This window comes from Halopiger xanaduensis SH-6 (genome assembly GCF_000217715.1).
GTDB lineage: Archaea > Halobacteriota > Halobacteria > Halobacteriales > Natrialbaceae > Halopiger > Halopiger xanaduensis.
Map to the genome: position 1 here is coordinate 3603914 of NC_015666.1, position 24323 is coordinate 3628236.

Here is a 24323-nt window from a genome sequence, read left to right on the forward strand (position 1 = left end):
CCTTCTCAACGATCCACGCAATCAAATGGTGGGCCGGCCGTCGAAGGGTTGCTTCCGATACCGCGAGTTGCAACCCGCCGCCGGCCCGGGTATTATATATCAGTTCGTTGTCGCTCGAAACATGGCCCTCGCGAGAGACGGGACTGGAATCAACGCGACGGCTCGAGCCTTCTGGTCGCAGGTCCACCCCGTGTTCATGACGCCGCCGCTGGCCGCGTCGCTGTTCGGCGCGATCCTCGCCGACGACATCACGCCGACGCTGGCGGCGATCCACGTCGCCGCGATGTTCGCCGCGGTCTACACCGCCCACGTCAAGGACGGCTACGTCGACTTCTACGTTCGCGGCGAGGACGACGACCACCCGCTGACCGAGCGGGGGTGTCGCGTCGCGCTCGCGTTGTCGACGACCCTGTTCGCGCTGTGCTGTCTCCTCTTAGGCGTACTCGTCAACTGGGTCGCCGTCGCGCTGACGGTCCCGACGTGGCTGATCGCCTACCACCACGCGCCCCAGCTCGACACGAACCCCGTTACTGCGACGACGGGCTACCCGCTGGGGATCGCGCTCTCGCTGTTCGGGGGGTTCTACGTGCAAGCTGCGGCATTTGCAGCCGTCCCGCTCGGCTTCGCCGTCGTCTTCCTCGTCCTGCTGTCGGGGATCAAGGTGATCGACGACGCCCAGGACTACGACTACGACCGCTCGATCGAGAAGCGAACCGTCGCCGTGGCCGTCGGGCCGACTCGAGCCTACGACCTCGCGTACGGGCTGATGGTGACGGCGCTGCTGATCGTCGTCGCCTTCGCGGTCGCTCGCCTCTTTCCGCCGACGGCGGTGCTGGCCGCGCTCGCGTTCGCGGCGGTCGCGCTCGCCGCCCGCCGCGCCGGGCCGGAGCTCGCGACCATGCTGCTCATCCGCGGCTCGTACGTCTTTCTGGCCGTCCTCGTCGCTGCGGTCCGGTTCGAACCCCTCGCCGGATTCGCGTGAGGGGGCGTCGATCTACTCGGCTTCGGCGCCCGCGGCATCGCCCGCTTCGGAGACGTTCGACGGGCGCCAGTCCATCTTGATGGTCACCGACTCGCGCTGCCCTCGCAGGATCGACGACCGCTCGCGGACGCTGACCTCGTACGCGATCGGTGACGGCGGCCGAAGCTCGACCGTCTTGTTCCCCGCTCTGACCGTCGACGCGTCGCCGCTCTCGAGTTCGTCGGCCAGTTCGCGGAGTCGTTCGGCGGCCTCCTCGCGCTCGAGTTTCTCGGCGGAGACTGTGTCCACCATGGCCGGCCGTACCACGAACCGCCGAAAAAGGAGTCTGCCTAACGAGCGTATCGGTTTTTGACTGTCAGCGTCGCTTACTCGTCGGTAATCAGATGGATTGTGGTAGTCGCCGGCTCGAGTCGCGTGACGGCCTCCCACACCGAGCGAAGCCTGAAGGACGAGCGATCGGGAGTGATCCTATGGAACTCGTCGAAGCCACCGCCGACGACCTCGAGGCGCTCGTCGACCGGTGGTACGCCCTCGCGAACGCGATGGAACCGTATTCCGAACTGAACGAACTCGACGTTGACGGGACCGAGGAGAGCATCGAAGACGGCTTCCGCGATCACCTCGAGGACGAGGAGATCACCGACTACCTCGTCGTTCTCGAGGGCGAAACGATCGGCTTCGTCACGCTCCGCGAGGGCCGCCACCCGTCCCGGCGGTACTCACGGTATCTGCGTCTCGTGAACCTCGCTATCGACGATGCACATCGGAATCAGGGCTACGGCACAGTAGTCGTCGAGCGCGTGAAAGAGACGGCTCGCGAGCAAGGTTGTGACCACCTCAAGGTCTCCTGCGAGTGGCACAACGAGGACGCGCGACGGTTCTATCGCGACGCGGGCTTTCAGCCGAAGCAGGTCGACTACGCGCAGCCGCTCGAGTGAGCGTACTACTGGAGCGGCCAGCATGAACTGTTAACTCCAGTTGGGACGACACCTCTACTATGGCGACCGAGGAAGGTTTAGAGTCCGGTCCCCGCTCGATGAGGTGATGGCGGACAGCCGACGAGAACTCGTCCGGCGGGTGGCAGCGGCTGACCGAGACGCGAATCGAGAGAGCTACGACGCGCTCGAGAACGAGTAACCGCTTCGACTCTAATTTTATCAGTTCGTGCTGACGATCTTGATCACGTCGCCCTCCTCGAGTTCGTAGTTCTCCCCCACTTCCCGATTCGACTTCGCGTTGACCGCGTGCAGGTAGCCGTCGCCGATGTCGGAGTGGACCGCGTAGGCCAGATCGACCGGCGTCGAACCGTCGGGCAGGAGGTGGGCATCGGGCAGAATGTTTCCGCTGCCGTCGGACCACTTCGCGGCGTCCTCGACCGGGTAGGCCGTGATGTGCTCGAGCAGGTCGTAGACGGCGTGGTTGAGCGCGCCCTGAACGCCGGTGCCGTCCCACTCGGCCATCGTCTCGCGGAGATCCTCGAGGGCCTCGCGCTGGGCGTCGTTGACGTCGTCGCCGATCTCGAGGGTCTCGTCGCCGGGGTCGTAGTCGACGAGGCCGTTGTCCGCGGCCCGACGTAGGGCGAGTTCGCCCTCTGCGGTCGTCGGGATAACCGGTTTATCGAGCTCGAGCAGGCGCTCGACGTTCTCCTCGGGGGCGACGTCGATCTTGTTGGCCGCGACGACGATCGGCTTCGTGCGCTCGCGGACCAGCCGCGCGAGTTCCTCGCGGTGTGCGTCCTCCCACTGGATCGGGTCCTCGGGGTAGTCGAGTTCCCGCAGGACAGTCGCGATCTGCTTCGGTGAGGCGCCGAATCCGGAGAGCATGTCCGCCAAGACGTCGTCGATGTCGAAATCGGGTGAGCGCGATTTTCGCTCGACGGATTCCCAGTTGCGGTCGACGATACCGGCCAGCCAGAGGTCCATCTCCTCCTCGATGAAGTCGATGTCCTCGAGCGGGTCGTGCTCGCCGATGTCGACGGGTTCGCCCTTCGCGTTGGTGCCGCCGGAGGCGTCGACGACGTTGACGATCACGTCCGCGTTGGTCAGTTCGTCGAGGAACTGATTTCCGAGCCCCTTCCCCTCGTGGGCGCCGGGGACGAGGCCGGCGACGTCGAGCAGTTCGATCGGGACGTAGCGCTTGCCGTCCTCGCAGTTGTCGGCGTTGCACCGCTCGTCGCGCTCGAGGCAGGGGCAGTCGGTCCGGACGTAGCTCACGCCGCGGTTGGCGTCGATCGTCGTGAAGGGGTAGTTGGCGACGTCGACGTCGGCCATCGTCGCCGCGGTGTAGAACGTGGACTTGCCGGCGTTCGGCTTTCCGGCAAGCGCGATCGAGAGCATGCCTGTCCGTAGCACCGTGGTTTGGAATTGTCTTTCGATTACCGCTCTCAGTGGCGCTCGCGTCGCCGCGGGGGTGGTTCGGTCGCGGCTCGGCAGATCCTTTCCCCTGAAGGCTGCAGCCTGATGGGACCGACCGGCCAACGCGCGAGTATGCAGTACGACGACTTCATCGGCGAAGTCCAGCACCGCGCGCAGCTCGACTCGCGCGAGGCCGCGCTGAGCATCTCCCGCGCGACCCTGACGACCCTCTCCGAGCGCATCCAGCCGGGCGAAGCCGAGAACCTGGGGGCCCAGCTGCCCGAGGAACTCGGGCGCTTCCTCGAGGAGGTCGACGACGCCGAGCGGTTCGAGTTTGACGAGTTCGTCGATCGGGTGGCCGAACGCCAGGAGGTCGGCGAGGACGACCCGGCCGACGCGGCGTTCCACGCGCAGGTCGTCGTTGACGTCGTCGACGAAGCGGTCACCGAGGGCGCGATCGACGACGTCAAAGCGCAGTTGCCGGACGACGAAGGTTACGGGACGCTGTTCGAAATCGCGGAGGCGGCGGAGAGTCCGGCGCCGGACTCACAGGACTAACGCGGTCGTTTTTCGACCTTCGACCACTTCCGGCGGCAGTCGCCGACGCCGTTTCTTCGCTGCCGCCGTGACCGCCGTCGCGAGGCTATAGCTCGACCGCCATCATCACCTCGTCGACGTAGTCGGCGTCGAGCTTGTAGTGATCCTCGCGGACGGCCTCGGTCTCCCAGCCGTGGGCCTCGAGGAACCCGATCGCGTCCGCGTTGGTCGCGGGTACGCTCTGGTAGACCTTCTCGTAGCCGCTGGACGCGGCCCACTCTAACCCCCGCTCGAGGAGGTGCGAGCCGATGCCGCGGCCGCGGTAGGCCTCGAGGACGCCGACGGTCAGTTCGGCGGTGTGGCTCAGCTTGTCCAGCTCCGGCGCGTGGAGGTGGACCCAGCCGACTACCTCGTCCTCGACGGTGGCGACGAAGAACAGCCGCGACTCGAGGTCGTTGTGCCGGAGCAGCGCCTCCTCGTGGTCGATCTCGTCGGCGACGGTCTCGGCCTCGATATAGGTCTTCTCCGCGGCGACCACCCGGATCGCGCCGACGATCCCCGTCAGATCGCCCTGACGCGCCGGCCGGATGTGGAACTCGAGGTCGTCGGCGACGTACTCCTCCTCGGCGCCGGCGTCGATCGCGACCTGCAGCGATCCGTCCCGCTCCTTGAGGCGGCCGTCGCGTTTGAGGATCGCGACGTGGTGTCTGAACCTGGCCGGTTCGATTGCGAGTTCCTCGCGGGCGTCCTCGGCGTCGACGGCGCCCCGTCGCTCGACGAACTCGTAGATCGTCCGCCGGTCCGCGTGGTCGAACTCGAGGCTATTCTTTTGCGCCATGTCATAACACACCACGGGTACCTATTTAATGGTTAGAGCCCCGCGGATGAGCGCTACTGCAAGCGGGTGTGGCAGGAGCCGACTTAATACGCCAATACGTACAGCCCGCCGAACTTGCACCGGCAGGCCGACGGGACGAGTGCGCGGTGGTTCCGACGGGATCGAATCCGTCGAACCGGTTCGCGCACGCTATGATCGGGATGGATCCGGCTCTGACTGTGGTGGTTGCTGGGTGCGCACTCGCCCTCTCGGCTGCGGTCGGGCTGGTCGCTCACGAGTCAGCCCACGCGCTGGTCCTCCGCCTCGCCCGCGTCGAGTACACCGTCTCCTACTTTCCGGGCCGCGACGGCGTGCTCGGCCGGGTGGCCAGCTGTCCGTGGGCCGTCGTCGAGCCGACCCCGACCGGCCGGGAACCGGCGTGGATCCTCCGCTTCGCAGCGCTCGCCCCGGCGCTGTTGGCCCTCCCCGTCCTCGCGGCCGGCCTGACGGTGGATCTCACCGCCGAGACGCCCGTCCTGTCGGCGGTCGCGATCGGCTGGCTCGCCTGCTCGATTCCCAGCCCGCAGGACTTCTCTGTCGCGTTCTACGCCCACCGACTCCTCGCCGACGCGAGGGGCGCGACGAACGCAGCGACGCCGTTCTCCCGCGCAGACTGACGGTCGCCGGGACGTACCGCTCCGTGCTCGCGTTTCTCGAGGAACTGGATACCTGATCGACGGAGAGTATCGCGGAAAATCCGGGCGGGCCGTGGGGCACGAGTGAACTGGCCCGCGAAGGATCTACCAGCGAGCGGGTCACACAGCCACGAGTGACCGCGAGCGCTGATTGAGCACGAGTGATCCACCGGCGCTCACAGGGGTCGTTCGGGTGTCGATACGTCGCGGGTCGGCTATCGTGCCGACATCCGTATTACATAGTGTCGAACAATAAAGCTATCTATTGGCGCAACCATAGAACAATCTGAGACTTTTGTGGACAAACAGAATCGAGAGTCCAGATTCGGTTTACTTCCGAGTTTGGTCGGATGCCGGCCGAATCTCGAGCACTATGCTACCGCAGCGGGATGCTAGAGTAGAATTGTCCTCGAACCGTCGCCAGCCGCGTATGCAGCGTCCAGCGACTCAGGGGTCGATCGCGAGCGGCGTCAAGCGGTCCGACAGTTCCGCGCTGATGAGTGCCGCGTGGCTCCGCCGCAGCCGTTCCGAGAGCGCCTGGTGGGAGATCCCCAGTTCGGCGGCGAGTTCCTCGAGGGTCACCTGTCGCGGCACGTCGAAGTAGCCCAGTTCGTGGGCCTTGGCGATCGTTTCGTACTGGATCTCGGTCAGCGGCGTCCGGACCCGGTCGAGGTCTTCCGTCCCGCTGACGCGCGTGACTTCGACGCGGTACTCGTACTGCTCGAGGAGTCGGTGTGCCGTCGAGACCGATTCGCGGTCGTGATACAGCAACTGCAGCGCCCACCGACCGTCCCGGCCGTTCGCGGAGAGGATCGCGCCGTCGTTCTCCGAGACGATCTCTTCGAACAGTTTCAGGCGCTCGCCGAACTCGAGTCGGAAGAGCCACCGGTTGCGGTCGGTGCCGGCGTCATCGTCGACGTCGGCATCGGCGTCGGCGTCGGCGCCGGTTCCAGTGCCAGTATCGGCACTCGCCTCCGTTCCGGAGCCGCCGGTCACGTTCGCGATGACCTCGACCGACGGATCCGCCTCGAGCGCTTGCGCGACGGTTCGTCGGTCCGGCCCAGAGACGCGGACGAGCGGCGGCCCGTCGCCGATCATGCCGCCGATCTGGCACTCGAACGTCGGGACCCGATCGAACGCGCGGGCGAGTCCGAGGCGATCAGCCGGAACGTCGAGTTCGACGACCGTCGTCATCACCGAAACCCACCACGAAGACGTATAGACGCGTTGGGTTTCCGGTAGCCTTTCCCGCCACCCAATCGCCGTGAGAGTCCGCCTATCCACACATTTCGATAGCATAACTGGTCAGCCAACGAACGTGCGAGACGAATCACAACGGCTGAGTGTCACCCGTCGGAACGCGCGCCTATGGAGTCGGATACGGACGCGAGTACGGATACGACCGCGGACGCGGACACGGGTACGGACTTAGAATCGTTCGTCGCCACGAACCTCGAGCGCTACGCGGACACCCAGGGCGTCCTCCCCGAACGACTCGAGGAATTCGGCGCGACCTATCGGGAGCAGGGGTATCTCACCCGGAAGCAGTTGTACGACATCGCCTACGAATCCTCCACCCGCAGCGCCTACCACGTCGAACGAAATCCGCCGGAGCGGTGTCGTACCGTCACCGCGAACGTCCTCGCGGTCGACGACGACTTTTCGAAGATTCAGCTGCTGACCGGCCTTACCGGGTTCAAGGCGCCGACCGCCTCGTGCGTGCTGACCGCGTCCGACCCCGACCGGCACGCCGTCGTCGACACCCGCGTCTGGGCTTCCCTCGAGCGACTCGGCTATCTCGAGGGGCGCAAGGAGTCGTTCGACGCGGCCGACTACGTGGCGATGATCGAGCCGATTCGAGCGATCGCCGCGGAGACGGGCTACAGCGTCGCCGACGTCGGCTACGCGCTGTTCGCGTACGATGCGGAGGTTCGGGAAGGGACGTTGCACTGAGTTCGTTCGACCGGACCCTAGAACCGCGCGAATTACAGTGCGCGTCGGTCCTCCCGCTGCGCGCTCCCTCGAGCAATCGAGCGACGGAGCCCGTATTCCGGCGTGTCGGCCAGTTCAGGCGTTCTGTTTAACCGAGTCTGTTGCCAAGCGTCGGTGATGAATATTCCTACCGACCGGCTCCTCATCATGGTCGTCGTCGTCACCGCGTTCGCGGTCCTGTTCGTCGGCTGGGCGGGCGGACTCGTCGAAGCCGAAGCCGTCGGCCTGAGCGAGCTCGGACTCCAGGTCGGGCTCGCCGCCGTCTTCCTCGGCGTGATCGCCGGCATCTGGTACCAGTTCAGCCGCATCGACGAGGAGCGCGGCGACCGCTGATTCGCCGGTACCGGAATCGAAACCGCTTTGCCGCCGTTTTCGATGGTATTGGATCCTGTGTAACTCATCGCAGCCGGACCTTGCAAGTCTCCCCCACACGCTTATTCGGGGTTCACCTGTCTATCGGGATATGCGTCGCAGAAACCGGGCGGGACCGTCGGGTCCTTTCCGCCGGTCGCTTTCCCGTGAACTGGCCGAGTTCGAGGACGAACTCGAGAAAACCAAACAACACGTCGTCCAACTGGAAAACACGCTCCGGGGCGTCGTCCGGGACGCGAACGACATTTCGGTCGGCGGTCCCTGCTCGTGCGGCGAGAGTCTGCTGCTGATCCGGCAGCGCGTGATCTACTGCCCGCAGTGCGAGTACAAGCGGACGATCTGATCGAGAGACGTCGCGCGAACGCGGGCAACGGCGGGCGAAGCTGCCGGCCGGAGATTTTTGAGGCGCACTGCCCTGTACCGTATATGGCCACCCGACCCCCGATCGAATGCCCCATCTGTCACGACGATCTGCCGCGCGATCTGCGCCTCGAGGACCATCTGGTCGGGACGCACTCGAAGCGAAAGTTAGCGAAGTTCGTCGTGTCGGAAACGGAGGCGCTGCGCGAGGGCGATATCGCGGAATAGACACGTCCCGTCGCTCACCGGTTACTCGTCGCTTCGCAGCCGAACACCTCGACTACCGCTCGAGCCTCGAGACCCAAACCAGCGCGCGGTACGGTAACTCGGAGGGCACTCCCCTAGTGTATTTTGACGTACATTCATGGCCTGTGCTACCAAATTACACCCGATATCGCTATTCATCAAAGTCACCTATGTCAAGTTTCAGAGTTTCTTCAGCACGAAGTTCCTCGAATTCCTCCCACTCACTCGCTCGGTAGTAGTGGCGACGGATCGTTTCCGGCCGCGCGTTCACCCGACCGGCGACCGTCTCGATCGCGAGCCCCTGGAGCAACTGCCACGTGATCGATCCCGTTCGAATCGCGTGTGGACTCCGTGACGACGGACACTTGCTCGCGTGGTTCCGACGGGCATAATCGCACGTCTCGCGTCGATTCCCGTGCGGACACTGCGTGACGTGACACGGGAACGTGCTCATGTACGACCATGCCCGGAACGTCGTATCCGACGGCCGTCCCTGACGTCCACAGAACAGCGGCTCTCGGCCTTCCTCGTCGCGCTTGTCGAACCGCTCGCGAGCGATGTACGTCCGAAGGGCCTTCACAACCGGTTCCGAGATTCCGACGACACGCTCGCCGTCTTCCTTGTTCTTCAGTAGTGTCGGCGGCCGGTGGCGAAACTCGAGCGTCTGTCGATCCGGATTGAAGTCTCGAAGATCCAGCGCGCGAATGCCGCCCATCCGCGCGCCCACGTGCCACGCAACCTCGAGAAAGGCGTGTCTCGGTGTCCCGAACAGCGTATTCGAATTCCGGAAGTACGACAGTAACGCGTTCGCATCTTCGGGCTTAAGCATCACATCGCTCGATTCCTCCGCTTTGCTGAGCGACGGGATGTTTACCTTGCCCGGGAGATCGTTGTCGACGACATCGATCGACGCACAGTAATCGAGCAACTGTTTCAGAGTCATCAGCTGCCCTTTCAGCGTCGTAGGTGCGATGTCGGCGGCCTCGCGATCTGCTCGGTACTCATCGAGATCCCAGCCGGTCAGTTCCGACATCGACTCGATTCCCTCGTCTTCGGCCCACTGCACGAACCGAGTCAGTCGGTTCTCGTAGCTTCGGACTGTCTTCTCGGTGTTCTCTTGCTTTCGTCGCGAAAGGAACCGATCACGGGCCTCCCGTGGAGAGAGATCTCGGCTCACAATTGATCACCGTCTCCGGAGCCATCGGTTGCAACGACCTCGATCTCGCAAGCGTCCGCGAGCCGCTCGACACGCTGGTATAGCAGCCCATGCCCATCGTCCGTCAGCACATACTCGTTCGTGCGCTTGTCCAGCGTAGATTTCTCGACAAGCCCACGTTCAACGAGCGAATCGAGGTTCGAGTACAGTCGCCCGTGATTCACCTCACCGTACTGGGGTTCGAGCTGGCGTTTGATCGCAAGTCCGTAACTGGTCTCGTCGGCGATCTCGAGGCGTGCGATCGCCTCCAGGACGTCGCGTTGAAATCCGGAAAGATCAGCCCACGTTGTACCGCCGTCGGCGACGAGTCGTTGATCAGTAGCGAGCGATGCGTCTGTCGTGTCGGGGCTTTCAAGGCCCCGCGAATCATCGGCGTACATGGCTTCGGTACCGTGCTTACCGGAGCCGCGCGGACCCGGTGGAACCAACACCGGCCCGCAGTTTTCGTAGTGCGGACCCAACGGACAGTCGGGTCCACGTGAAACCCCGGTTAGTCCTGTAACTATAGTCCACTGACTTATATCCTTCGTAGATACGAAGATATAGAATACTAAATACGCATCCGCGAATGACAGTATATGCGTATACGAGTTTTCAGAAATGGATGTAGGGGTTCTAAACAAGCGTGGGCCCGCTCTCGGAACATGCGAGAGCGGGCTGACTGGATGGTGCCTCTGGATGACGCTATCCTGGAATATGTGAGAGACGCAGGTGAGGTACCACCAGCAGTCATCGGCAGGAACATCGACTCTCATCCGAACTACACCGGACAGCGATGCCGTATCCTCGCGGATCACGACCTTCTTAACCGAACTGACGACGGATACTATTCGCTGGCTGAACTCGGCGAAAGGTATCTGGAGGAGGACCTCGCTGAAGGCGAACTGGATTCGTCCGAAGAGTAATCTGCTCACGCCTTCTCGACCCCCTCGAGTCCGAGTCGCTGAAGCGTCGGTTCGATCCATGCCGGCAGCTCGTCGTCGGTCCGCTGTCCGTTCTCGTTGAGGACCATGAGCAGCCCCGCGGTCTGATTCTGGACGGCAAATACCCAGTGCCGGCCGTTCTCGACGCGAATGTCGATTCGGCGTTTGTTATCCGGCGAACCAGTAATCTCGACGTCGACCGAGCGACCATCGTCTAATTCAGTACTCAACCGCGGTTCCGCCGCGCTCGAGTCACCTGATTGAATCGACATACTCGAGCGAAAGCCGCAGTTGCTGATAAGTCCAGAGCGGAGGTGAACGGAAATCAGCCGAAAACGCCTCTCGCTATCGAAATCAGCAGAGATATCGGCCCTATCGCAGTGAGCGGAAACTGATCGGAATGAACGGAAATCTCAAAACTCGGGGACAGCGTAGACCTTTCCTCTCCCGTTTCCGTTCGATTCGATCAGCCCATACTTCTCCTCGAGGTTCGCCAGGTATCGTCGACGGGTGCTCCTCGCCTTCGGATCCTGTGCTCGCTCTTCATAGGTCTCGTGCAACTCCGTCGCCGGAATCTCACCCGCTGCCTCGATAATATCGTAGAGAAGTCGCTTGTGCGTTCCAAGATCTTCGACGCGCTCTAAGTGGATCTCCTCGAGAGCCGCTGCCCGGACTTGATTGATGACGCCCGTCGTGATTTGTGAGCGGTCGTCGTCTCGTGAGACTGATCGCGCTGCACTTCGAAGGATCCCGATTGCCTCGCGAGCATCCCCCGCAGCGACGTCGGCGATATAGTCGATCGCATCGGGGGTGATCGTCCCCGGCCGCAACCCGGCCCGGATTCGGGCCTGCAGAATGTCGACCAGCTGGTCGTGCTTGAATCGATCCAATGTGAGTGTCTCCGCGCTGCGGAGTCGGCTTTGTACTCGACTATCGAGGTGCGCGAAGAGATCGTCCTCGTTGATCGTGATCGCAATGATCGTCACGTTCGGGATCTCGTAGAGCGCCTGGAGAGTCGTGTCGTCCTCGAGGACATCGACTTCATCGACGATCGCGATGACGCGCTTGTCGCTCTCCCGGATCCGATCGATAAACGCCATCGTCGGCGAACCTGTTTTCTTGAGATCTGCACCGAGCCCGGCGTCTCGCATGATCCCATAGAGAACTTCTGTTTTCGATGATCCCGAGATACAGTTGTGGTATCCCCACCGGAAATCGAGTGTCTCGCGCTCGAGTTTCCGAACAACGAACCTCGCGAGCGTCGTCTTCCCGGTTCCACTCGGACCGAAGATCAGTACATTCTCGCCTGTGTCACCGTCCGCAATCGGCCGCAGCGCATCGGCCAACTGCCCAATCTTTGCGTCCCGATGATAGAGATCACTGGGGACATGGGACGGTTTGAGGGCTCGAGCGTTATCGATCATATGATGTAAGATAGGCAAAGGACTATTCAATCTGTTCTTGGGAACCAATATGTTCATCTAACGAGGAACTCTATGATCTGAATATGAGTGGATCGGGACTTCGAAGAAAAGTTGGGTGGGCGATTAGAGAGGGAAATACTTTTCAATGGTTTGGTGCATGGGGAGTGAAATTATCAATAGAATACTCCGTGTCCTTACTAGTTAGCGGCGTAGCCACCGGCCTTGGATATAAATATATGATGTTTGACGAATTCAACAGGTTAGTTGGCGTGAATACGCAAAAGGGTATGTTGGCACTGATATCCGTTCTTGTTTTGACACAAATATTCCTCTGCAATTACGATATCTACAACAATTAGAAAACGGTTTTAGCGTCAACAGCGGCTGCATCTGCCACATCTGGTGACGTCCCAGACACTATTGAAAGAACAGTCAGCATCCAACGTGCGGTGGTGTACCCCAATACTGCAAATGACATATTGTAATTCCGCCCGAGATACGCGTCGATGCTTGGGTAAATAGCTGCGAATATAATACCTGCTACAGGGTACCCCAAGCTAATAGCCACACCTGCTGAAAGGATCGCAATAGCACTAACCTGCGCGGAAATCATGAACACAGTCAGAAATACCAAGTTAAGCAGATATTGAAGTCGCTCAACTTTATCTAACTCCTGTATTCTATCAATGATATCTGGATCTAAGTTATTGTCCTGAGCGTGCCCAATGACGCCAATTACGGATACTGTTAGTACTAACCAAGCGAATGGGATTGCATCGGGATAACCCCAAGAGAGGAACACAAAGGCAGGAGCTGAAAGTGCTCCTACTACAAGGCCATATATTAGGAGGCTCAGACTGGTACCAACAGTCTGCTGAATAACCCATTTAAATGTTCCTGGGGGGTTGGTCATAATACTAGTCCGGGTCAGTCAAAGATAGTAACTCGTCCATTGTAAGTCTGACTACTGAAGTAGCTCGCTGCGACATTCCCCATCGAATTGTACGTCGACAAAATCCAATCTCTGATTTTGTACTTAGATCTCGAGCTGAGTTGGGTAAAATCGGTCTTAAGTTAAATCAGTCGTCAGAACGGATTCCTCGATCCTCAATTGGATCGGCCGCACATTATATAGGATCGACATTTGAGTATCTATGAACACCTATGACTTTAAGGGGGTTGTGCGAATTACGACCCAGACAAGTTCGAGTACAGCGAGTAGTTACTCTTCTCAATAGCTAACGGAAAAAGTCAAATTGTGTGGCTGATACGAACAGGTATCAGCATACATGGATTTGGATGACTATCTGCAGGAAAAGGAGTCTGTCGTAGCGCGTGTCGAAGCCTACGACGACAAAGACGCGATGACTGATCACCGGAAAGGCGAGCTGGCAGTCACACCCAATCGAGTGGTGTTTGTTCGAAACAAGGTTGTCTCAGATATTTCGCTCAACGGTGTAGACTCGATAGAGTATCGAGCACCGAGTTACCCCTACCGGTATCTGTACTGGGCCGGTGGCTGTTTCGGCTTCGCTGCTCTGTTTTTCATCCTTGGTAAGGAAATCGACCCTATTGCTCAATTTTCAGGGTTGTTGGGCTTCACGGCGGTGTTTGCTGGCATAGTTCTGCTGGTAACCGGTCTGTTTCTTAAGCGTGCTATGCTCTCCCTCCACACCTCTAATGCAACATTTGAGTTTGTCTCCAAGGATAACTCGCTCGCAGCAATTGCACACGCACTTCGGGGACACGAAAACAGATAGGTGCTATCGCCACTTGCTTTCGATCGACGTTCGATACCGAAGCCCGATTACTGAGGTATTCGCGATTGCCTGAATCGTCTCAGGATCGAACTCACCTCGAGCATCGTCGATATTCTGTTCACTCTCGACCAGGTGTGTGAGCGCGGCATCGATCACGACACTCATCGGCGGGTCGTCGTATTCGTCCTCGGCCACGATCGCGCTCGCGCGATCGAGTTTCCGCTGGCGTTCGTCGGTGAGCTTCAAGCTGGTGCGTTTGGTCATGGTTTAAGCGAAGGTATGCACGGGGGGTTGATTCGCGTCGCTCGCGGGTGAGCGACCGATCGACCCTTTATGAACGGGAGCCTGGATGCAGCGTGATCACGGGAGATGCCCTTCAGATCGGTCCTGATTCTATGCACCCACGCGGCCCACAGCCCACGTCGGGGTGCATACATCGAGGTTGTCGTATACATCTGAGTACGACCCCGTGGGGTCGGATCTGAAGACCCCATTCCAGCGGTTTCAGTCACGGCTCGATCTCCTCGACTAATTCGACCGACCACTTCCCGTTCTCGAGGTGGCGAATGTGAAGATAGTGATCGCCATCGATCTGCCCATCGTCGTCGAGCAGTCCCTCGAGGCGAAGATCGTCTTTCGGTAGGGCGAGTCCGGCGGAATCGGAATCTAACTGGCGGAGTTTATTCAGCGCCATATCCCGGCGGGCAACCCGATGTGTGTTAAATCTGGTGACTGTTGGGTATCCCAAGGGATTCCTCAGTTTTTCCCTGCCCTGGGTGCGACGCCACTGCGCATTATGGCTCTTTCAGGCCTGACCAACGCTGTACCGACTAACGTACGGCGGAAAGACGGAATCGACTTGTTAGATAGTCTGCTTGCCCCATTGTTCGTCGCGGCAACATTCGTCGTCTCGGGACTGGGGACGATCGGTATCGACGACCCGTTCGACTGGTACATGAGCGATGCGATCTACTCGGCCCACGGGACCGAGTTCACCTGGGCGTTCGTCATTACGATGATCGTCATCGCGACCGCCTGGGTTTCGAACGATCAGACCTCGCTCGACGACTACACCGATGAGGAGCTGGCCGTGATGTTGGCGATGTTCATCTTGAACATCCTCGCGGCGCTGGTGCCCGCGGTCAACATCGCGCTCGCGTCGTACTGGTGGCTGGGACTGTTTACGATCATGCTCAACGGCGCCGGCTTCTACCTGCTGGCCTACCGCTGAACGGAGGTGATAGGACATGGAACACCAATCTTCAGAGAGTACTGCCAACGAACTACTCGAATCGGATGCGAGTCGCCGCACCGTTCTGGTCGGACTCGGTGCTGCCGGCACCTCGATCGCCGGCACGGCGCCGGTCGCAGCGGCCGCCGAGGACGGAAACACCACGAATAGCAGTGACGACAACGAAGACGAGGAAGACGACGACACGATCGACGCGGTCGACGTTGCGACTGCGGGAGCGATCGCCGGCTCACCGGCTGGTGCAGCTGGATACGCCGCCTATCAAGCGGCAACCTGGGTGGCCGGTTATTTCGGAACCTCCGAACAGAGCGAATACCAGCAACTGAATCGGCTCGGTCACTGGGCCGAAGTCTATCAGACGGCACTACGGAACCGTGCCGCGTCGCTCACCACGACTACGCTCGGCCAGGATGTCGGCGAGATGTCGCGCCTCCAGTGGACGATCGAAGCCACACAGGAAGCACTGATCGCCGCTGAAGACGGTGCCAGCCGTCAGGAAGCGATCAACCAGGGCGTCGAGTACGTCGAGGAAGGACTCGCTGGCGTCGAGCAAAATCTCATCGACGAAGGCCACGTTCACATCCTCGATTTCGTCAATGCTCTCAAAGACGCTGAAATCCTCGAGGAGTTGGAACCGCACGAACTACTCAAGTATACAGACGACCTCAGCGCTGACGATCCGAGTTACGACTATGTTCTGGAAGAGGGATCTGTTGAGGAAGCGGGGACCGTCGAGTACGAACTGCTAAACGGCGAGACGATCACCCACACGCTCTATCAGTTCACCGAAGACTACTATCCGCAAAACGACGGGAGCGGACCCGGTGCGGGTGACAATCTGGTGTTGAATGTCTCTGGACTCGGCGGTGCTGAAATCGTCTCCGACGTGAGCCCTGCAGCCGAAAATTGGGAAACTGCTGGGTTCCGTGTCCCCGACTGGCCGCAAGACGAGTACGACCAACTCAGCGAAGAGCGTCAGGAGGACATCGAGCCCCCGTCGATCAACGAGCGGTGGGACGACCCAGTGTTGCTGCACCTTGGGCTGTGGGCGGAGGCGATTGAAGAGATCCGTACCGTCGTCGACGACGTGACCGCCGAGATCGAGGCGTTCCTCGACGAGGCGTACGAGGACATCGTCAACGGTGATCGCGACGCTGCAGACTTCTTCACGCCCTCGATGTTCGCCGCCTCGTCGCCCGAGAATTCGACGTACGCCTTCTCCGGGGCGGCGCTTTCGACGATGGGCATGTCGCTGCCCGAGGAGACGGTGACGGTCGAAACCGAACTGCCGGTCGGCGAGGACGGCGCGTACGAATCCGTCGAGCTATCTGGCACCCTTACTGCACGGCCACATCCCTCAGGCGGGTTCAGCGTCGGCCAGACGATCGATCCGGCCGACCTCGAGTCGAGGTTCTACATGAGCTATCACGTCGAGAACGAGGGAGAGGTCCAGTCGGATATTGTCGAACTCCGGCAGCCGTTCACGATCACCGACGCGAAAGAAGTCGATCCGGAGACGGGCGAGGTGAACGACGTCGAGGAACTCACCTACACCGAAACGGAGACCTCCGAAAGTCCAGCCGACTACGATGCGCTCATCCAGTCGATGGAAGAGCTGTCCCAATTCGAGCGAGACCTCGAGACCGAACAGCAGGAAGTCGTCGTCGAACTCGAGGACGAGCGGAACGGGCTGTCGCTTCCCGGCAACCCGTTCGATTTCGAATCGGGGAATTCGATGCTCGGACTCGCGATCATCGCAGGGGTTCTGTTGGTCCTCGTCAGCCTCGTAACCGATCTCGTCCCGTTCCTGGGTGACTGACCATGCGGCGGCTTCTTTTCTGTGCCCTCGTCGTAGCGGCGGCGCTGGCGATGGGCATGGGCGGGACGGTCGTCGCACAGGACAGCAACGAAACCGCAGCCGACGGTTCCGAGATCGAATTCGGCGATGATCTCCGCATCCTCGAGTACGACCTCGAGGACGGGGAAGCACGGATCACGTTCGAGGCGGAGCAACCGAAAACGGTCGTTGTTTCGGACGGACTTGCTGGGGTCGACCAAGACGGCGCAGTGCAAGTCCCCGAACAGGAATACGATCTCACCCGCGGGAGGACGCCGATCACGATGGACGTCCGCGAGTACCAGGGCGGTTCGATGGTCAGCGTTTCCGCCGACGGGCTCGCGGTCCGGCTCTCGAGCGAGTTCGATGACGAGCCGAAGGATCCGCTGCAGTACTTCGGCGGACTCTCCGGACTGTTCACCGGGATCGGGATGTCAGTCGGTCTCGCGGGCACGGCGGCAATGTACGTGCTTCGACGCGAGGACTCCGGGGTGATTCAAGCATGAGCGAGACCAGCGGCACGTTCGGCGGCTGGGCCGATCGTCTCACGTACATTCTAGCGCAGGGCCAGCTCGTCGCGCTTGGCGTTCTGTTCTCGCTGGGTGTGGCGTTGTTCATCTGGCAGCCGTCGCTTCCGAGTGTGCCGCCCATCACACAGGGAATCTTGGCGGCGCTGCTCCTATTCGGGCCACCGCTGTTCGGGCTGTTCGTAACCGGTGTACGGAAGCTTCGAGAGCGGCGTATGATCCCAGTTCACCATATCAACGGCGTCACCGATACACGCGAGAAGTACTACGTCGAACCGAAGGTGTGGGATGAAAAGACCGTCGAGGGACCGTCCCCGTACAACGTCAACGACGGGTCAGCATTCGAAGTTCGGGAGTTCGATTGGCACGACGACACGGAGACGCTGGTCGTTCGTGGCTGCTACTTCAGCCAACTCGCCGACTCGAAACTCGTCACGGTCCAGGCCATGCTCAAGGACATTCACAGCGATCTGGTCGAAGAGTACCTCGCAGCGAACCGGCTCCGCGGGAGGATTTCGAAGATGGGTCTGCAGATTCAGAAAGACGTCGTCAATGAGGAAGCGGAAGCCGACGAGCGCGGGCTGATGAATCCCCGCACAACGGTGAAGAAACGGTTCGAATCGGCTCGCGAAGACGCCGAACAGAACGCCACGGACGACATTCAGGATATCAACGGATTTGTCGAGGACTACGCCGACGAGCACGGCATCGAGACGGCGAGCGGCCCGCCCATGACGCAAGAACAGGCAGCAGAGCAGGCGGCAACCGACGGGGGCCGCGAGCAATGAGGGCGATCGGCTTCGAGACGATCCGGTCGGCGCTCCCCGAGGCGGCGATCGAGGCGCTGGGTGTCGCGACGCACCTGGGCGACTACTCGGTCGTCGTGCTCGTCGGGATGATCGGCGTCGCCGTACTCGAGGAGGAGGGTGACCGAGTGCCGTTCGCCGTCGTCGTGTTCGGCGGGATCGGACTGGCGACCGTCGCAAAGATTGTCTTCGGACTGCCCCGGCCGCCCGGTGCGGGCATCGGCGGCTACGGCTTCCCGAGCGGCCACGCGCTCGGTTCGACGGTCGTGTACGGCCTGCTGGCGCATCGAATTGGGACGCGCCACGCGGTGATCGGCGCGGCGGTTGTCGTCGCGATCGTCGCGACCTCGCGCATCGCGATCGGCGTGCACTACCCGACCGACGTGCTCGCTGGCGTGGGCATGGGCGCGGCGTATCTCGTCCTCGCGCTATCCGCGCTCGAGGAGTGGCCGCAGCCGGAGCGAGAGGTGTCGAATGACCGACTAGCGACTGACGGAGGTTCTGAACGATGAGCGACGAGCAAGACAACTACACGGTCGGCGGCTTTCGCGAGTACCAGGCGAACAACCTCGAGCGCGATCCCGACGAAGTGCTCCCGCACTCGGGATTCATTCGCGACGAGCAGGTCGATCGCCAGCTGACCATGCGGGCAATCCACCACGACGTAGACCGGTGGGACGGGAAGGCTGCGAAGGACTACATAGCCGTCAGCAAGAATCGCGATATCCTGCAGGCAGAGGGCAGCGAGACTGCCCGCAACGCCCTCGAGAACGGTGACACGCTGACGTTGAAGCACTATATCGGCGATCCCTCGCAGCAGGCTGACCTCGCGGGGATCAAAGCGGTCACGCGCTTGCAGGAGATCGTCGCCGGCCCCGCACCGGTGATCATCGTACTCGGGGAGATGGGCGCGGGGAAGACTGACTTCGCTGGGCTGTTGGGCCAGCTGCGCGAGCGGTGGGTCGACGGCGACCTCCTGGTCGGCTCGAACATCCGGACGCTCGACCGGCTCGACGACTGGGTGCGCGACGACGGCACCGTCGAGGACGGCTGGATTCCCCACTACCCGCTCCTCGAGGAATGGGCGACACAAGACGGCGATCCGGTCGAGAATCCCCAGCAGCCGAAGCTCTTTATCGGCGACGAGTTCTCGACGAACGCCAGCGGGACCGGCGCGGACGGTCATAAGGTCCGCCAGAAGATGGGGCCGCTGGTGTTCAAGATCCGCAAGTACGGCGGCGCACTCATCTATATCGGCCACGACGAATCGTCGATCCATCCGCTGCTCTGGCGTGTCGGCACGATCATCAAGAAGAAATCGAAGAAGCAAGCCGTCGTCGCAGACCGCGTTTCCGGCGGTAAACTCGTCGACGTCGATCCCCGTCCCCTCGAGGGCATCCCGCCGACGGACTGGAACTTCCACACGCAGGACGAAGCTGATTGGGCGTGGGAAGCGCCCGAAGGCGACGATAAGGAAGGCGAGACGATCGCCGAGAAGGACGTGAAGCAAGTCGCCGCCTGGACGATGGAGGAGTGCCGTCGGCAAGGAATGTCCGCGCGCGAAACCGCCGAGTTCGTCCCCTATAGCCACGCTACCGTCTCGAACTGGTGGAAAGAGATCGACAACGGCGGCGAAAAGGCCGACTGGGTTAACACCGTCGAGCAGGTGATCGCATGACCGCGTCGGGGTGTCAACCCGTCAAGCGAAACTCCCCCGGGTTTACTGTAGCCCATCGCCGACCGCCGTCGCTCCCAAGCGGGAGCGACATGACCGATGGGCGGACGCTTCGCAGGCAGCGGAGGAGTATATATAGCGGCGCGCGATGCGCGTGGTCCGCGTGAACCGCTCAAAGCGCGCCAACCACTTCGGGACGATCTGCGAAAAGCGGATGGCCCGGAAGCGACGGTTTAATCTCGAGCGAGCCAGCTGGCACGACGCCCGATTCGGGAACGGAACGCCTGTCGAAATCAAGAGCACCATGCTCGAACATTCGAATGGGCAGCCTGGGAATTTCAAGGTTTACCGGGAGTATCACGAGAAGCTACGGCGCCACGACGGCTGGTACTGTTTCGTCGTCTACCGTCCACATGGTCGTTCAGGGCTGACGATCGTCAAGGACAAGATGATCCGGGCGTGCGATCTCCCACTGCTCCAGTGGCATGGGGGCGGTGATCATCGTGGTACACAGCAAGCGAAAATCCCTATCAGAGACATTTTCTAATCTGGCCCTGTTGAACTCTTAATTTCTGATAATTATCGGTGGTCGTGCTGAATACAGGGCCCATATCAGTTAAATCGCCAAACAAAAATATTGATTAAATTCACAGTAATTGTATTTTGTATATTTATTTTAAACTATATATTAGTGATCAGTCAATCTCGACTGTTCAGGTTCGTCTGTATCTTCTCTATCCGCCTGAGGAGGAGCTTGAGATCGGAATGTTACGTTGCCTCCTTGTTCAATGTAGATGGGTGCGTCTAGTCCCTTGCCCTCCAGTAGTTCCTCAACCGTGATTATCTGAATTTTGGGGTACGTTTGATTCCCCAACTCAGCAGATTCATATCGACCATGAGAGGCTGCTTCTTTTTCCATTGCATCCGTGGGTTCTTCAAGAGTAATAAATACGCCCATTGCAGCATCCTCCCTTCGAACAGTTCCGGCAAGGTCCCGAACATCAGATGGGCCTGTGTTCCCAGACTTCACACTAAACAATATTTCCTCAGGTTCCATAGCCTCTGACTTGTCGGGGAAAAAGCGGAGTTGACCGTCTATACCCTGATCTGGCCCTTTCTTTTCTTCTAAGGGACGTGCATTGACCAAACCAAGAGCCCACCACTCAAATTGGAAGCGGTCTTCTTCAGCCAATTGTTCTGCTCCAGCAAGATCAACCGGTTCTCCGATCACGTCATAGTCTACCTCATACTCGAATCCAGCCTCTAGCCGGTGTTTCATCAAACTTATTGCAAGATGAGTGATGTCAATTCCGACCCATCGGCGGTTCAATCGTTCGGCAACAGAAACCGTTGTACCGCACCCACAAAACGGATCCAAAACGACATCACCTTCATCCGTCCCCGATTTAATCACGCGCTCTAATAGTTCCTCAGGCTTTTGGGTTGGGTACCCGAGATCCTTATCTCCTGATTCTGGTGGAATATCTGTCCAAATGTCCTGTAGAGGGACTCCAGGCATTTCTTCTGCGTACTGTTTCAACCGAGGCATTCCTGTCCGTCGATGGTGGAGTTTATCATTCCTAGCAAACTCCTTCATGTTCTCTTTCGAATACGCCCAATATCGACCACTATACGGGTCAACCTGCTTGTACTCCCATCCTGGTTTTGGGTCTTTGTATTCTTCGTCTAGATCTGCTTCCCAACCCGAGTCACCCGATTTTTTTCGTTTTACTGGCCATTTATACTCAGTATCTCCGCCTGGTTTGTTAGCGGTTAGATCAGTTTCCTTATAATATCCCCGTTCATCTTTGTTATTATACTCTTGTTCCAAATACTCCTCTGAGTAAGGTGTATAAACGGTATTCCATTTGTATTCGTCAGTTTTGGAGTAAACAAAGATAATATCGTGAATACGACCACATCTTTCCATTCCCTGAGAAGCATCGCTATGAGCACTGGAACGCTTCCAAACAATTTCATTCAAAAACTGCTCAGGACCAAATACACTGTCGAGAAGGAGTTTTAGATAGTGGCTGGCGGTGGGATCGCAATGGAGCCATAGAGTACCTGTATCTTTCAACACTCTATGTAGTTCCTTCAATCGAGGAGCCATCATCGAAAGATAGGCCAACATATCATTCTTTCCAATTGTTTCTCCCAAACCTTTCAGGGTATCACCCACAGGTCCGCCTTCCTTTACTACCTCCTGATACGTTTTTGCACTTTTATGATCCCACTGCCAAGTGTCCTCAAACGCTTGCACCTGTGCATGGGCGTCAGCACTGGCTTGTTCTTCAAAAATGATATTATAGTTCCTATTGCTGTTGAATGGAGGATCTAAGTAGATTAGATCTGCCATCTCATCGTCAATATGTTGTCGCAGAATTTCCAAATTGTCCCCATAGTACAGTTGACTAGAGTCGGTCATCGTTCTAGCTTGGAAGTATAAGAAAGGATGGTAAAATAGGTTTTGACGAGTAGATCTTATGATAGGTACTGGTCTATTAGACGGTATTCCCTATATTGCACAGTATCCTGAAAAATTATATTCCGTTTCCTATTTTTGATGAGTATTTGTTTTGTTGCTGCTATATACATTCTCTGTATTCAGCACACAGACCGTATCAGGTGCAGAGGGTTTCAACAGATTCTCTAATCCCGCTCAATAGTTACGGTCTTCTCAATCTGGAAGTTCGTTACTCGAGTCGACAGCGTTTCGGTAATCTCCTAGCGCTGCTCGTGAGTGAGATCGTCGCGCTCGAGGATCTGACGTGCAACCGCAACGAGACGGGGGACATCTTCGCAAGCCAAGACAAAGGCTTTCGTCTTGTTACGATCGTAGAAGTCGGCTGTTCGTTCGATTGCATCCTCGAGATAGGCGTAGTCGCCGTCGATTCGAATTCGCATGCTCGTACACACGACTCGGGAAATTCTAGTTTTTTCGACTCACTGGACCAGCCCATACAGTCCAAAATGGGGGTGCTCCTATCACCTTACCAGAACGGTCGACAGGATCGTCACGGCGATCGCCGACCAATATGCACACGGCGCTACTCGACTTGTGTGCATATTCGAGAAACGCATTCTGTCGACGTACAACCCCAGGCAGGAAGATAGAAATGAAGTGAGCTAACTCCACTTAGGCAATTGCGGAAGAGGAACCATCAATAAGATTGATCATCTCTTCAACCTCATCTCTGAGTCCAATTAAGGAAATATCTCCTTTCTGAGATTGGTATACGAGTTCATCAGCTACAGATCGACTAACAAATTCTACGTTAGATAGATCAATCTCATCACATCCTATCTGACGAGCATCTCTTCCGATTTCTCGTGCCCGATTGCGGGTGATAATTGCATCGTCTTCGACCACGAACTTATCGGGCATGGTTCTGGCCACAGATTGGTAACAGAGGGATATAGTTGTTCGCCCTTTACTCGCCGATACCAGTTATATAATCGTTTAATCTAAAATCATCTTCTGGGATGGACATTCTACAGACTACTATTGTTCCTGGCCAATCAACAGGATAATCCCTTGGAACCTTAGTACTATTTTTCTGGAGAATTGTACCATCTCTTGAAGCGATCAATATTGAACCATTCAAACCTTCACAGACTAAATTAACAGTCGTCTTAATCCCATAACCTCGATCGACACCCCGTCCTTTGGTTGAGACTTTTCCTTCCATAGCCATTTCAATAGCATCATTATCTGAATCAAAATCGACGCTATGATTTTCAAAATTCTTGGGTATCGTAATACCATCATCAACAATACCAATATCAATAAAATCCTTACTTCCATAGTTTTGAACTAATACTGCACCCAGGTCGCAATTTGAGTGCTGATCAATATTATCTACGATTTCATAAATTGGCAAACTAATTCCTTGTCTTGCAGATGGCGATAATGAATCATATTCCTTTTTCAAGAGAGATCGGAGCTTTTGACTGACATTCTCTGCTGCACCACTACTGGGACTTTGATTAAGTAGACAAAGAGGTAAAGAATTAGAATATTGTTGACTAGGATCTGTAGTCCCCTCTGGGAAGTTAATTTGACTCAAATACTCTTGCATAAGGTAATTAGACGGGAGATCAACGTCGATTTCAGTACCATTTGTCACTTTCTTATTATACGCAACACAAAGTGGTACAAGCGAAGCTGGAGTAAACCATTCCGACTTCGTCAGATCAAGAACTAAATCGTCATCTCCATCATAGGAACGTATTTCATATGCAACATTTATCGCCCTTTTATAATGAGTTAGAAGTGAATCTCCTGTAAATCGTGGTGCAGAGATACGTACCATTAGTTATGACAACGCAAAGGCTCTGAATGTAGTTAACGGTTAGTAGGAAGTGCTATTACTAAATATATGTTCAATTAGTATAAATATTTACACCATTGTATTATAACTAAGGTTTATTCTATGTCTAGATTGAATACGTACCCAACCACGTTTCGTGAGTTTCAACTGGAGATTTCGTGCGGAAGAAGGGCGGAATGCTGTAATTTTTTGGCGCTGTCGCCTTGGCGACACC

General features: G+C 58.2%; 32 protein-coding genes and 1 pseudogene. 18 read left to right on the forward strand and 15 right to left on the reverse strand.

Going from position 1 to position 24323, the window contains the following annotated elements; all coding sequences use genetic code 11:
• Positions 1-121: 121 nt before the first annotated feature.
• Positions 122-982, forward strand: a complete 861-nt coding sequence (locus HALXA_RS17465; protein WP_013881729.1) for a UbiA family prenyltransferase — start codon at positions 122-124, stop codon at positions 980-982.
• Between the two features lie 12 nt (positions 983-994).
• On the opposite strand, the gene HALXA_RS17470 is transcribed toward HALXA_RS17465, so the two are convergent.
• Positions 995-1273, reverse strand: coding sequence for an amphi-Trp domain-containing protein (locus tag HALXA_RS17470; protein ID WP_013881730.1), 279 nt, complete (start codon positions 1271-1273; stop codon positions 995-997).
• A gap of 179 nt (positions 1274-1452) precedes the next feature.
• Here HALXA_RS17470 and HALXA_RS17475 point away from each other — a divergent pair, with 179 nt between their 5' ends.
• A complete protein-coding gene (locus HALXA_RS17475) occupies positions 1453-1920 on the forward strand; it encodes a GNAT family N-acetyltransferase (protein ID WP_013881731.1) in 468 nt (155 codons plus the stop codon).
• Positions 1921-2139: 219 nt separating this feature from the next.
• On the opposite strand, the gene HALXA_RS17480 is transcribed toward HALXA_RS17475, so the two are convergent.
• Complete coding sequence (locus HALXA_RS17480) at positions 2140-3318, reverse strand: redox-regulated ATPase YchF (protein ID WP_013881732.1); 1179 nt, start codon at positions 3316-3318, stop codon at positions 2140-2142.
• 150 nt (positions 3319-3468) lie between these two features.
• Here HALXA_RS17480 and HALXA_RS17485 point away from each other — a divergent pair, with 150 nt between their 5' ends.
• Complete coding sequence (locus HALXA_RS17485) at positions 3469-3894, forward strand: DUF2267 domain-containing protein (protein ID WP_013881733.1); 426 nt, start codon at positions 3469-3471, stop codon at positions 3892-3894.
• Positions 3895-3979: 85 nt separating this feature from the next.
• Here the strand turns inward: HALXA_RS17485 and HALXA_RS17490 are convergent, their stop codons facing one another.
• Entirely contained in the window at positions 3980-4711 is a 732-nt protein-coding gene (locus HALXA_RS17490) for a GNAT family N-acetyltransferase (protein WP_013881734.1), read from the reverse strand.
• A 191-nt stretch (positions 4712-4902) separates the two neighbouring features.
• On the opposite strand from HALXA_RS17490, the gene HALXA_RS17495 reads away from it, so the two are divergent.
• On the forward strand, positions 4903-5367 hold the full coding sequence (locus tag HALXA_RS17495) for a hypothetical protein (protein WP_013881735.1): 465 nt from the start codon (positions 4903-4905) through the stop codon (positions 5365-5367).
• A 465-nt stretch (positions 5368-5832) separates the two neighbouring features.
• On the opposite strand, the gene HALXA_RS17500 is transcribed toward HALXA_RS17495, so the two are convergent.
• The gene (locus HALXA_RS17500; protein ID WP_013881736.1) at positions 5833-6579 is read right to left on the reverse strand and encodes a helix-turn-helix domain-containing protein; all 747 of its coding nucleotides are present in this window, start codon (positions 6577-6579) and stop codon (positions 5833-5835) included.
• Between the two features lie 174 nt (positions 6580-6753).
• Between HALXA_RS17500 and HALXA_RS17505 the strand changes: the two genes are divergently transcribed.
• From HALXA_RS17505 to HALXA_RS22240, 4 genes are all read left to right on the forward strand, one after another.
• Complete coding sequence (locus HALXA_RS17505; RefSeq protein ID WP_013881737.1) at positions 6754-7338, forward strand: hypothetical protein; 585 nt, start codon at positions 6754-6756, stop codon at positions 7336-7338.
• Between the two features lie 156 nt (positions 7339-7494).
• Positions 7495-7710 carry a hypothetical protein gene (locus HALXA_RS17510; RefSeq protein WP_013881738.1) on the forward strand — a complete coding sequence of 72 codons (216 nt, stop codon included), beginning with the start codon at positions 7495-7497 and terminating at the stop codon, positions 7708-7710.
• Between the two features lie 130 nt (positions 7711-7840).
• Positions 7841-8092, forward strand: coding sequence for a hypothetical protein (locus HALXA_RS17515; protein ID WP_013881739.1), 252 nt, complete (start codon positions 7841-7843; stop codon positions 8090-8092).
• Positions 8093-8175: 83 nt separating this feature from the next.
• Positions 8176-8337, forward strand: a complete 162-nt coding sequence (locus tag HALXA_RS22240; protein ID WP_013881740.1) for a hypothetical protein — start codon at positions 8176-8178, stop codon at positions 8335-8337.
• Positions 8338-8506: 169 nt separating this feature from the next.
• Here HALXA_RS22240 and HALXA_RS17520 read toward each other — a convergent pair whose 3' ends face one another.
• Positions 8507-9532, reverse strand: a complete 1026-nt coding sequence (locus tag HALXA_RS17520) for a tyrosine-type recombinase/integrase (RefSeq protein WP_013881741.1) — start codon at positions 9530-9532, stop codon at positions 8507-8509.
• Positions 9529-9951 (reverse strand): helix-turn-helix transcriptional regulator, encoded by a 423-nt coding sequence (locus tag HALXA_RS17525; protein WP_013881742.1) that lies wholly within the window; start codon positions 9949-9951, stop codon positions 9529-9531. The genes HALXA_RS17520 and HALXA_RS17525 overlap by 4 nt, the downstream gene beginning before the upstream one ends.
• A 285-nt stretch (positions 9952-10236) precedes the next feature.
• Between HALXA_RS17525 and HALXA_RS17530 the strand changes: the two genes are divergently transcribed.
• Positions 10237-10476 (forward strand): hypothetical protein, encoded by a 240-nt coding sequence (locus HALXA_RS17530; protein WP_245550050.1) that lies wholly within the window; start codon positions 10237-10239, stop codon positions 10474-10476.
• Positions 10477-10481: 5 nt separating this feature from the next.
• Here HALXA_RS17530 and HALXA_RS17535 read toward each other — a convergent pair whose 3' ends face one another.
• Both HALXA_RS17535 and HALXA_RS17540 read right to left on the reverse strand, forming a co-directional pair.
• On the reverse strand, positions 10482-10766 hold the full coding sequence (locus tag HALXA_RS17535; protein ID WP_013881744.1) for a hypothetical protein: 285 nt from the start codon (positions 10764-10766) through the stop codon (positions 10482-10484).
• A gap of 141 nt (positions 10767-10907) precedes the next feature.
• The gene (locus HALXA_RS17540) at positions 10908-11918 is read right to left on the reverse strand and encodes a Cdc6/Cdc18 family protein (protein WP_013881745.1); all 1011 of its coding nucleotides are present in this window, start codon (positions 11916-11918) and stop codon (positions 10908-10910) included.
• 83 nt (positions 11919-12001) lie between these two features.
• Here HALXA_RS17540 and HALXA_RS21760 point away from each other — a divergent pair, with 83 nt between their 5' ends.
• Entirely contained in the window at positions 12002-12277 is a 276-nt protein-coding gene (locus HALXA_RS21760) for a hypothetical protein (protein ID WP_148263661.1), read from the forward strand.
• Here the strand turns inward: HALXA_RS21760 and HALXA_RS21765 are convergent.
• A complete protein-coding gene (locus HALXA_RS21765; RefSeq protein WP_148263662.1) occupies positions 12274-12831 on the reverse strand; it encodes a hypothetical protein in 558 nt (185 codons plus the stop codon). The genes HALXA_RS21760 and HALXA_RS21765 overlap by 4 nt on opposite strands.
• A gap of 376 nt (positions 12832-13207) precedes the next feature.
• On the opposite strand from HALXA_RS21765, the gene HALXA_RS17545 reads away from it, so the two are divergent.
• On the forward strand, positions 13208-13678 hold the full coding sequence (locus HALXA_RS17545; protein WP_013881747.1) for a hypothetical protein: 471 nt from the start codon (positions 13208-13210) through the stop codon (positions 13676-13678).
• Positions 13679-13681: 3 nt separating this feature from the next.
• Here HALXA_RS17545 and HALXA_RS17550 read toward each other — a convergent pair whose 3' ends face one another.
• Positions 13682-13942: a DUF7386 family protein gene (locus tag HALXA_RS17550; RefSeq protein WP_013881748.1), complete on the reverse strand. Its 261-nt coding sequence runs from the start codon at positions 13940-13942 to the stop codon at positions 13682-13684.
• 244 nt (positions 13943-14186) lie between these two features.
• Positions 14187-14372 (reverse strand): hypothetical protein, encoded by a 186-nt coding sequence (locus HALXA_RS17555; protein WP_013881749.1) that lies wholly within the window; start codon positions 14370-14372, stop codon positions 14187-14189.
• A gap of 189 nt (positions 14373-14561) precedes the next feature.
• Here HALXA_RS17555 and HALXA_RS17560 point away from each other — a divergent pair, with 189 nt between their 5' ends.
• From HALXA_RS17560 to HALXA_RS22515, 7 genes are all read left to right on the forward strand, one after another.
• On the forward strand, positions 14562-14909 hold the full coding sequence (locus HALXA_RS17560; protein ID WP_245550056.1) for a hypothetical protein: 348 nt from the start codon (positions 14562-14564) through the stop codon (positions 14907-14909).
• Positions 14910-14925: 16 nt separating this feature from the next.
• On the forward strand, positions 14926-16749 hold the full coding sequence (locus tag HALXA_RS17565; RefSeq protein WP_013881751.1) for a hypothetical protein: 1824 nt from the start codon (positions 14926-14928) through the stop codon (positions 16747-16749).
• 2 nt (positions 16750-16751) lie between these two features.
• Complete coding sequence (locus HALXA_RS17570) at positions 16752-17273, forward strand: hypothetical protein (protein WP_013881752.1); 522 nt, start codon at positions 16752-16754, stop codon at positions 17271-17273.
• Entirely contained in the window at positions 17270-18082 is an 813-nt protein-coding gene (locus tag HALXA_RS17575) for a hypothetical protein (RefSeq protein WP_013881753.1), read from the forward strand. Before HALXA_RS17570 ends, HALXA_RS17575 begins: the two co-directional genes overlap by 4 nt.
• Complete coding sequence (locus HALXA_RS17580) at positions 18079-18612, forward strand: phosphatase PAP2 family protein (RefSeq protein ID WP_013881754.1); 534 nt, start codon at positions 18079-18081, stop codon at positions 18610-18612. The genes HALXA_RS17575 and HALXA_RS17580 overlap by 4 nt, the downstream gene beginning before the upstream one ends.
• Positions 18609-19778, forward strand: a complete 1170-nt coding sequence (locus tag HALXA_RS17585) for a hypothetical protein (RefSeq protein ID WP_013881755.1) — start codon at positions 18609-18611, stop codon at positions 19776-19778. The genes HALXA_RS17580 and HALXA_RS17585 overlap by 4 nt, the downstream gene beginning before the upstream one ends.
• Positions 19779-19923: 145 nt before the next feature.
• Entirely contained in the window at positions 19924-20322 is a 399-nt protein-coding gene (locus HALXA_RS22515; RefSeq protein WP_013881756.1) for a hypothetical protein, read from the forward strand.
• 141 nt (positions 20323-20463) lie between these two features.
• On the opposite strand, the gene HALXA_RS21120 is transcribed toward HALXA_RS22515, so the two are convergent.
• The 4 genes and pseudogenes from HALXA_RS21120 to HALXA_RS21775 form a co-directional block, all read right to left on the reverse strand.
• Positions 20464-22203, reverse strand: coding sequence for a DNA methyltransferase (locus HALXA_RS21120; RefSeq protein ID WP_013881757.1), 1740 nt, complete (start codon positions 22201-22203; stop codon positions 20464-20466).
• 224 nt (positions 22204-22427) lie between these two features.
• Positions 22428-22682 (reverse strand): annotated as a pseudogene (locus tag HALXA_RS17595) (DUF7692 domain-containing protein).
• A gap of 232 nt (positions 22683-22914) precedes the next feature.
• Positions 22915-23163: a hypothetical protein gene (locus HALXA_RS21770; RefSeq protein WP_148263663.1), complete on the reverse strand. Its 249-nt coding sequence runs from the start codon at positions 23161-23163 to the stop codon at positions 22915-22917.
• Between the two features lie 46 nt (positions 23164-23209).
• Positions 23210-24091 carry a sensor histidine kinase gene (locus HALXA_RS21775; protein ID WP_013881759.1) on the reverse strand — a complete coding sequence of 294 codons (882 nt, stop codon included), beginning with the start codon at positions 24089-24091 and terminating at the stop codon, positions 23210-23212.
• Positions 24092-24323: the final 232 nt, after the last annotated feature.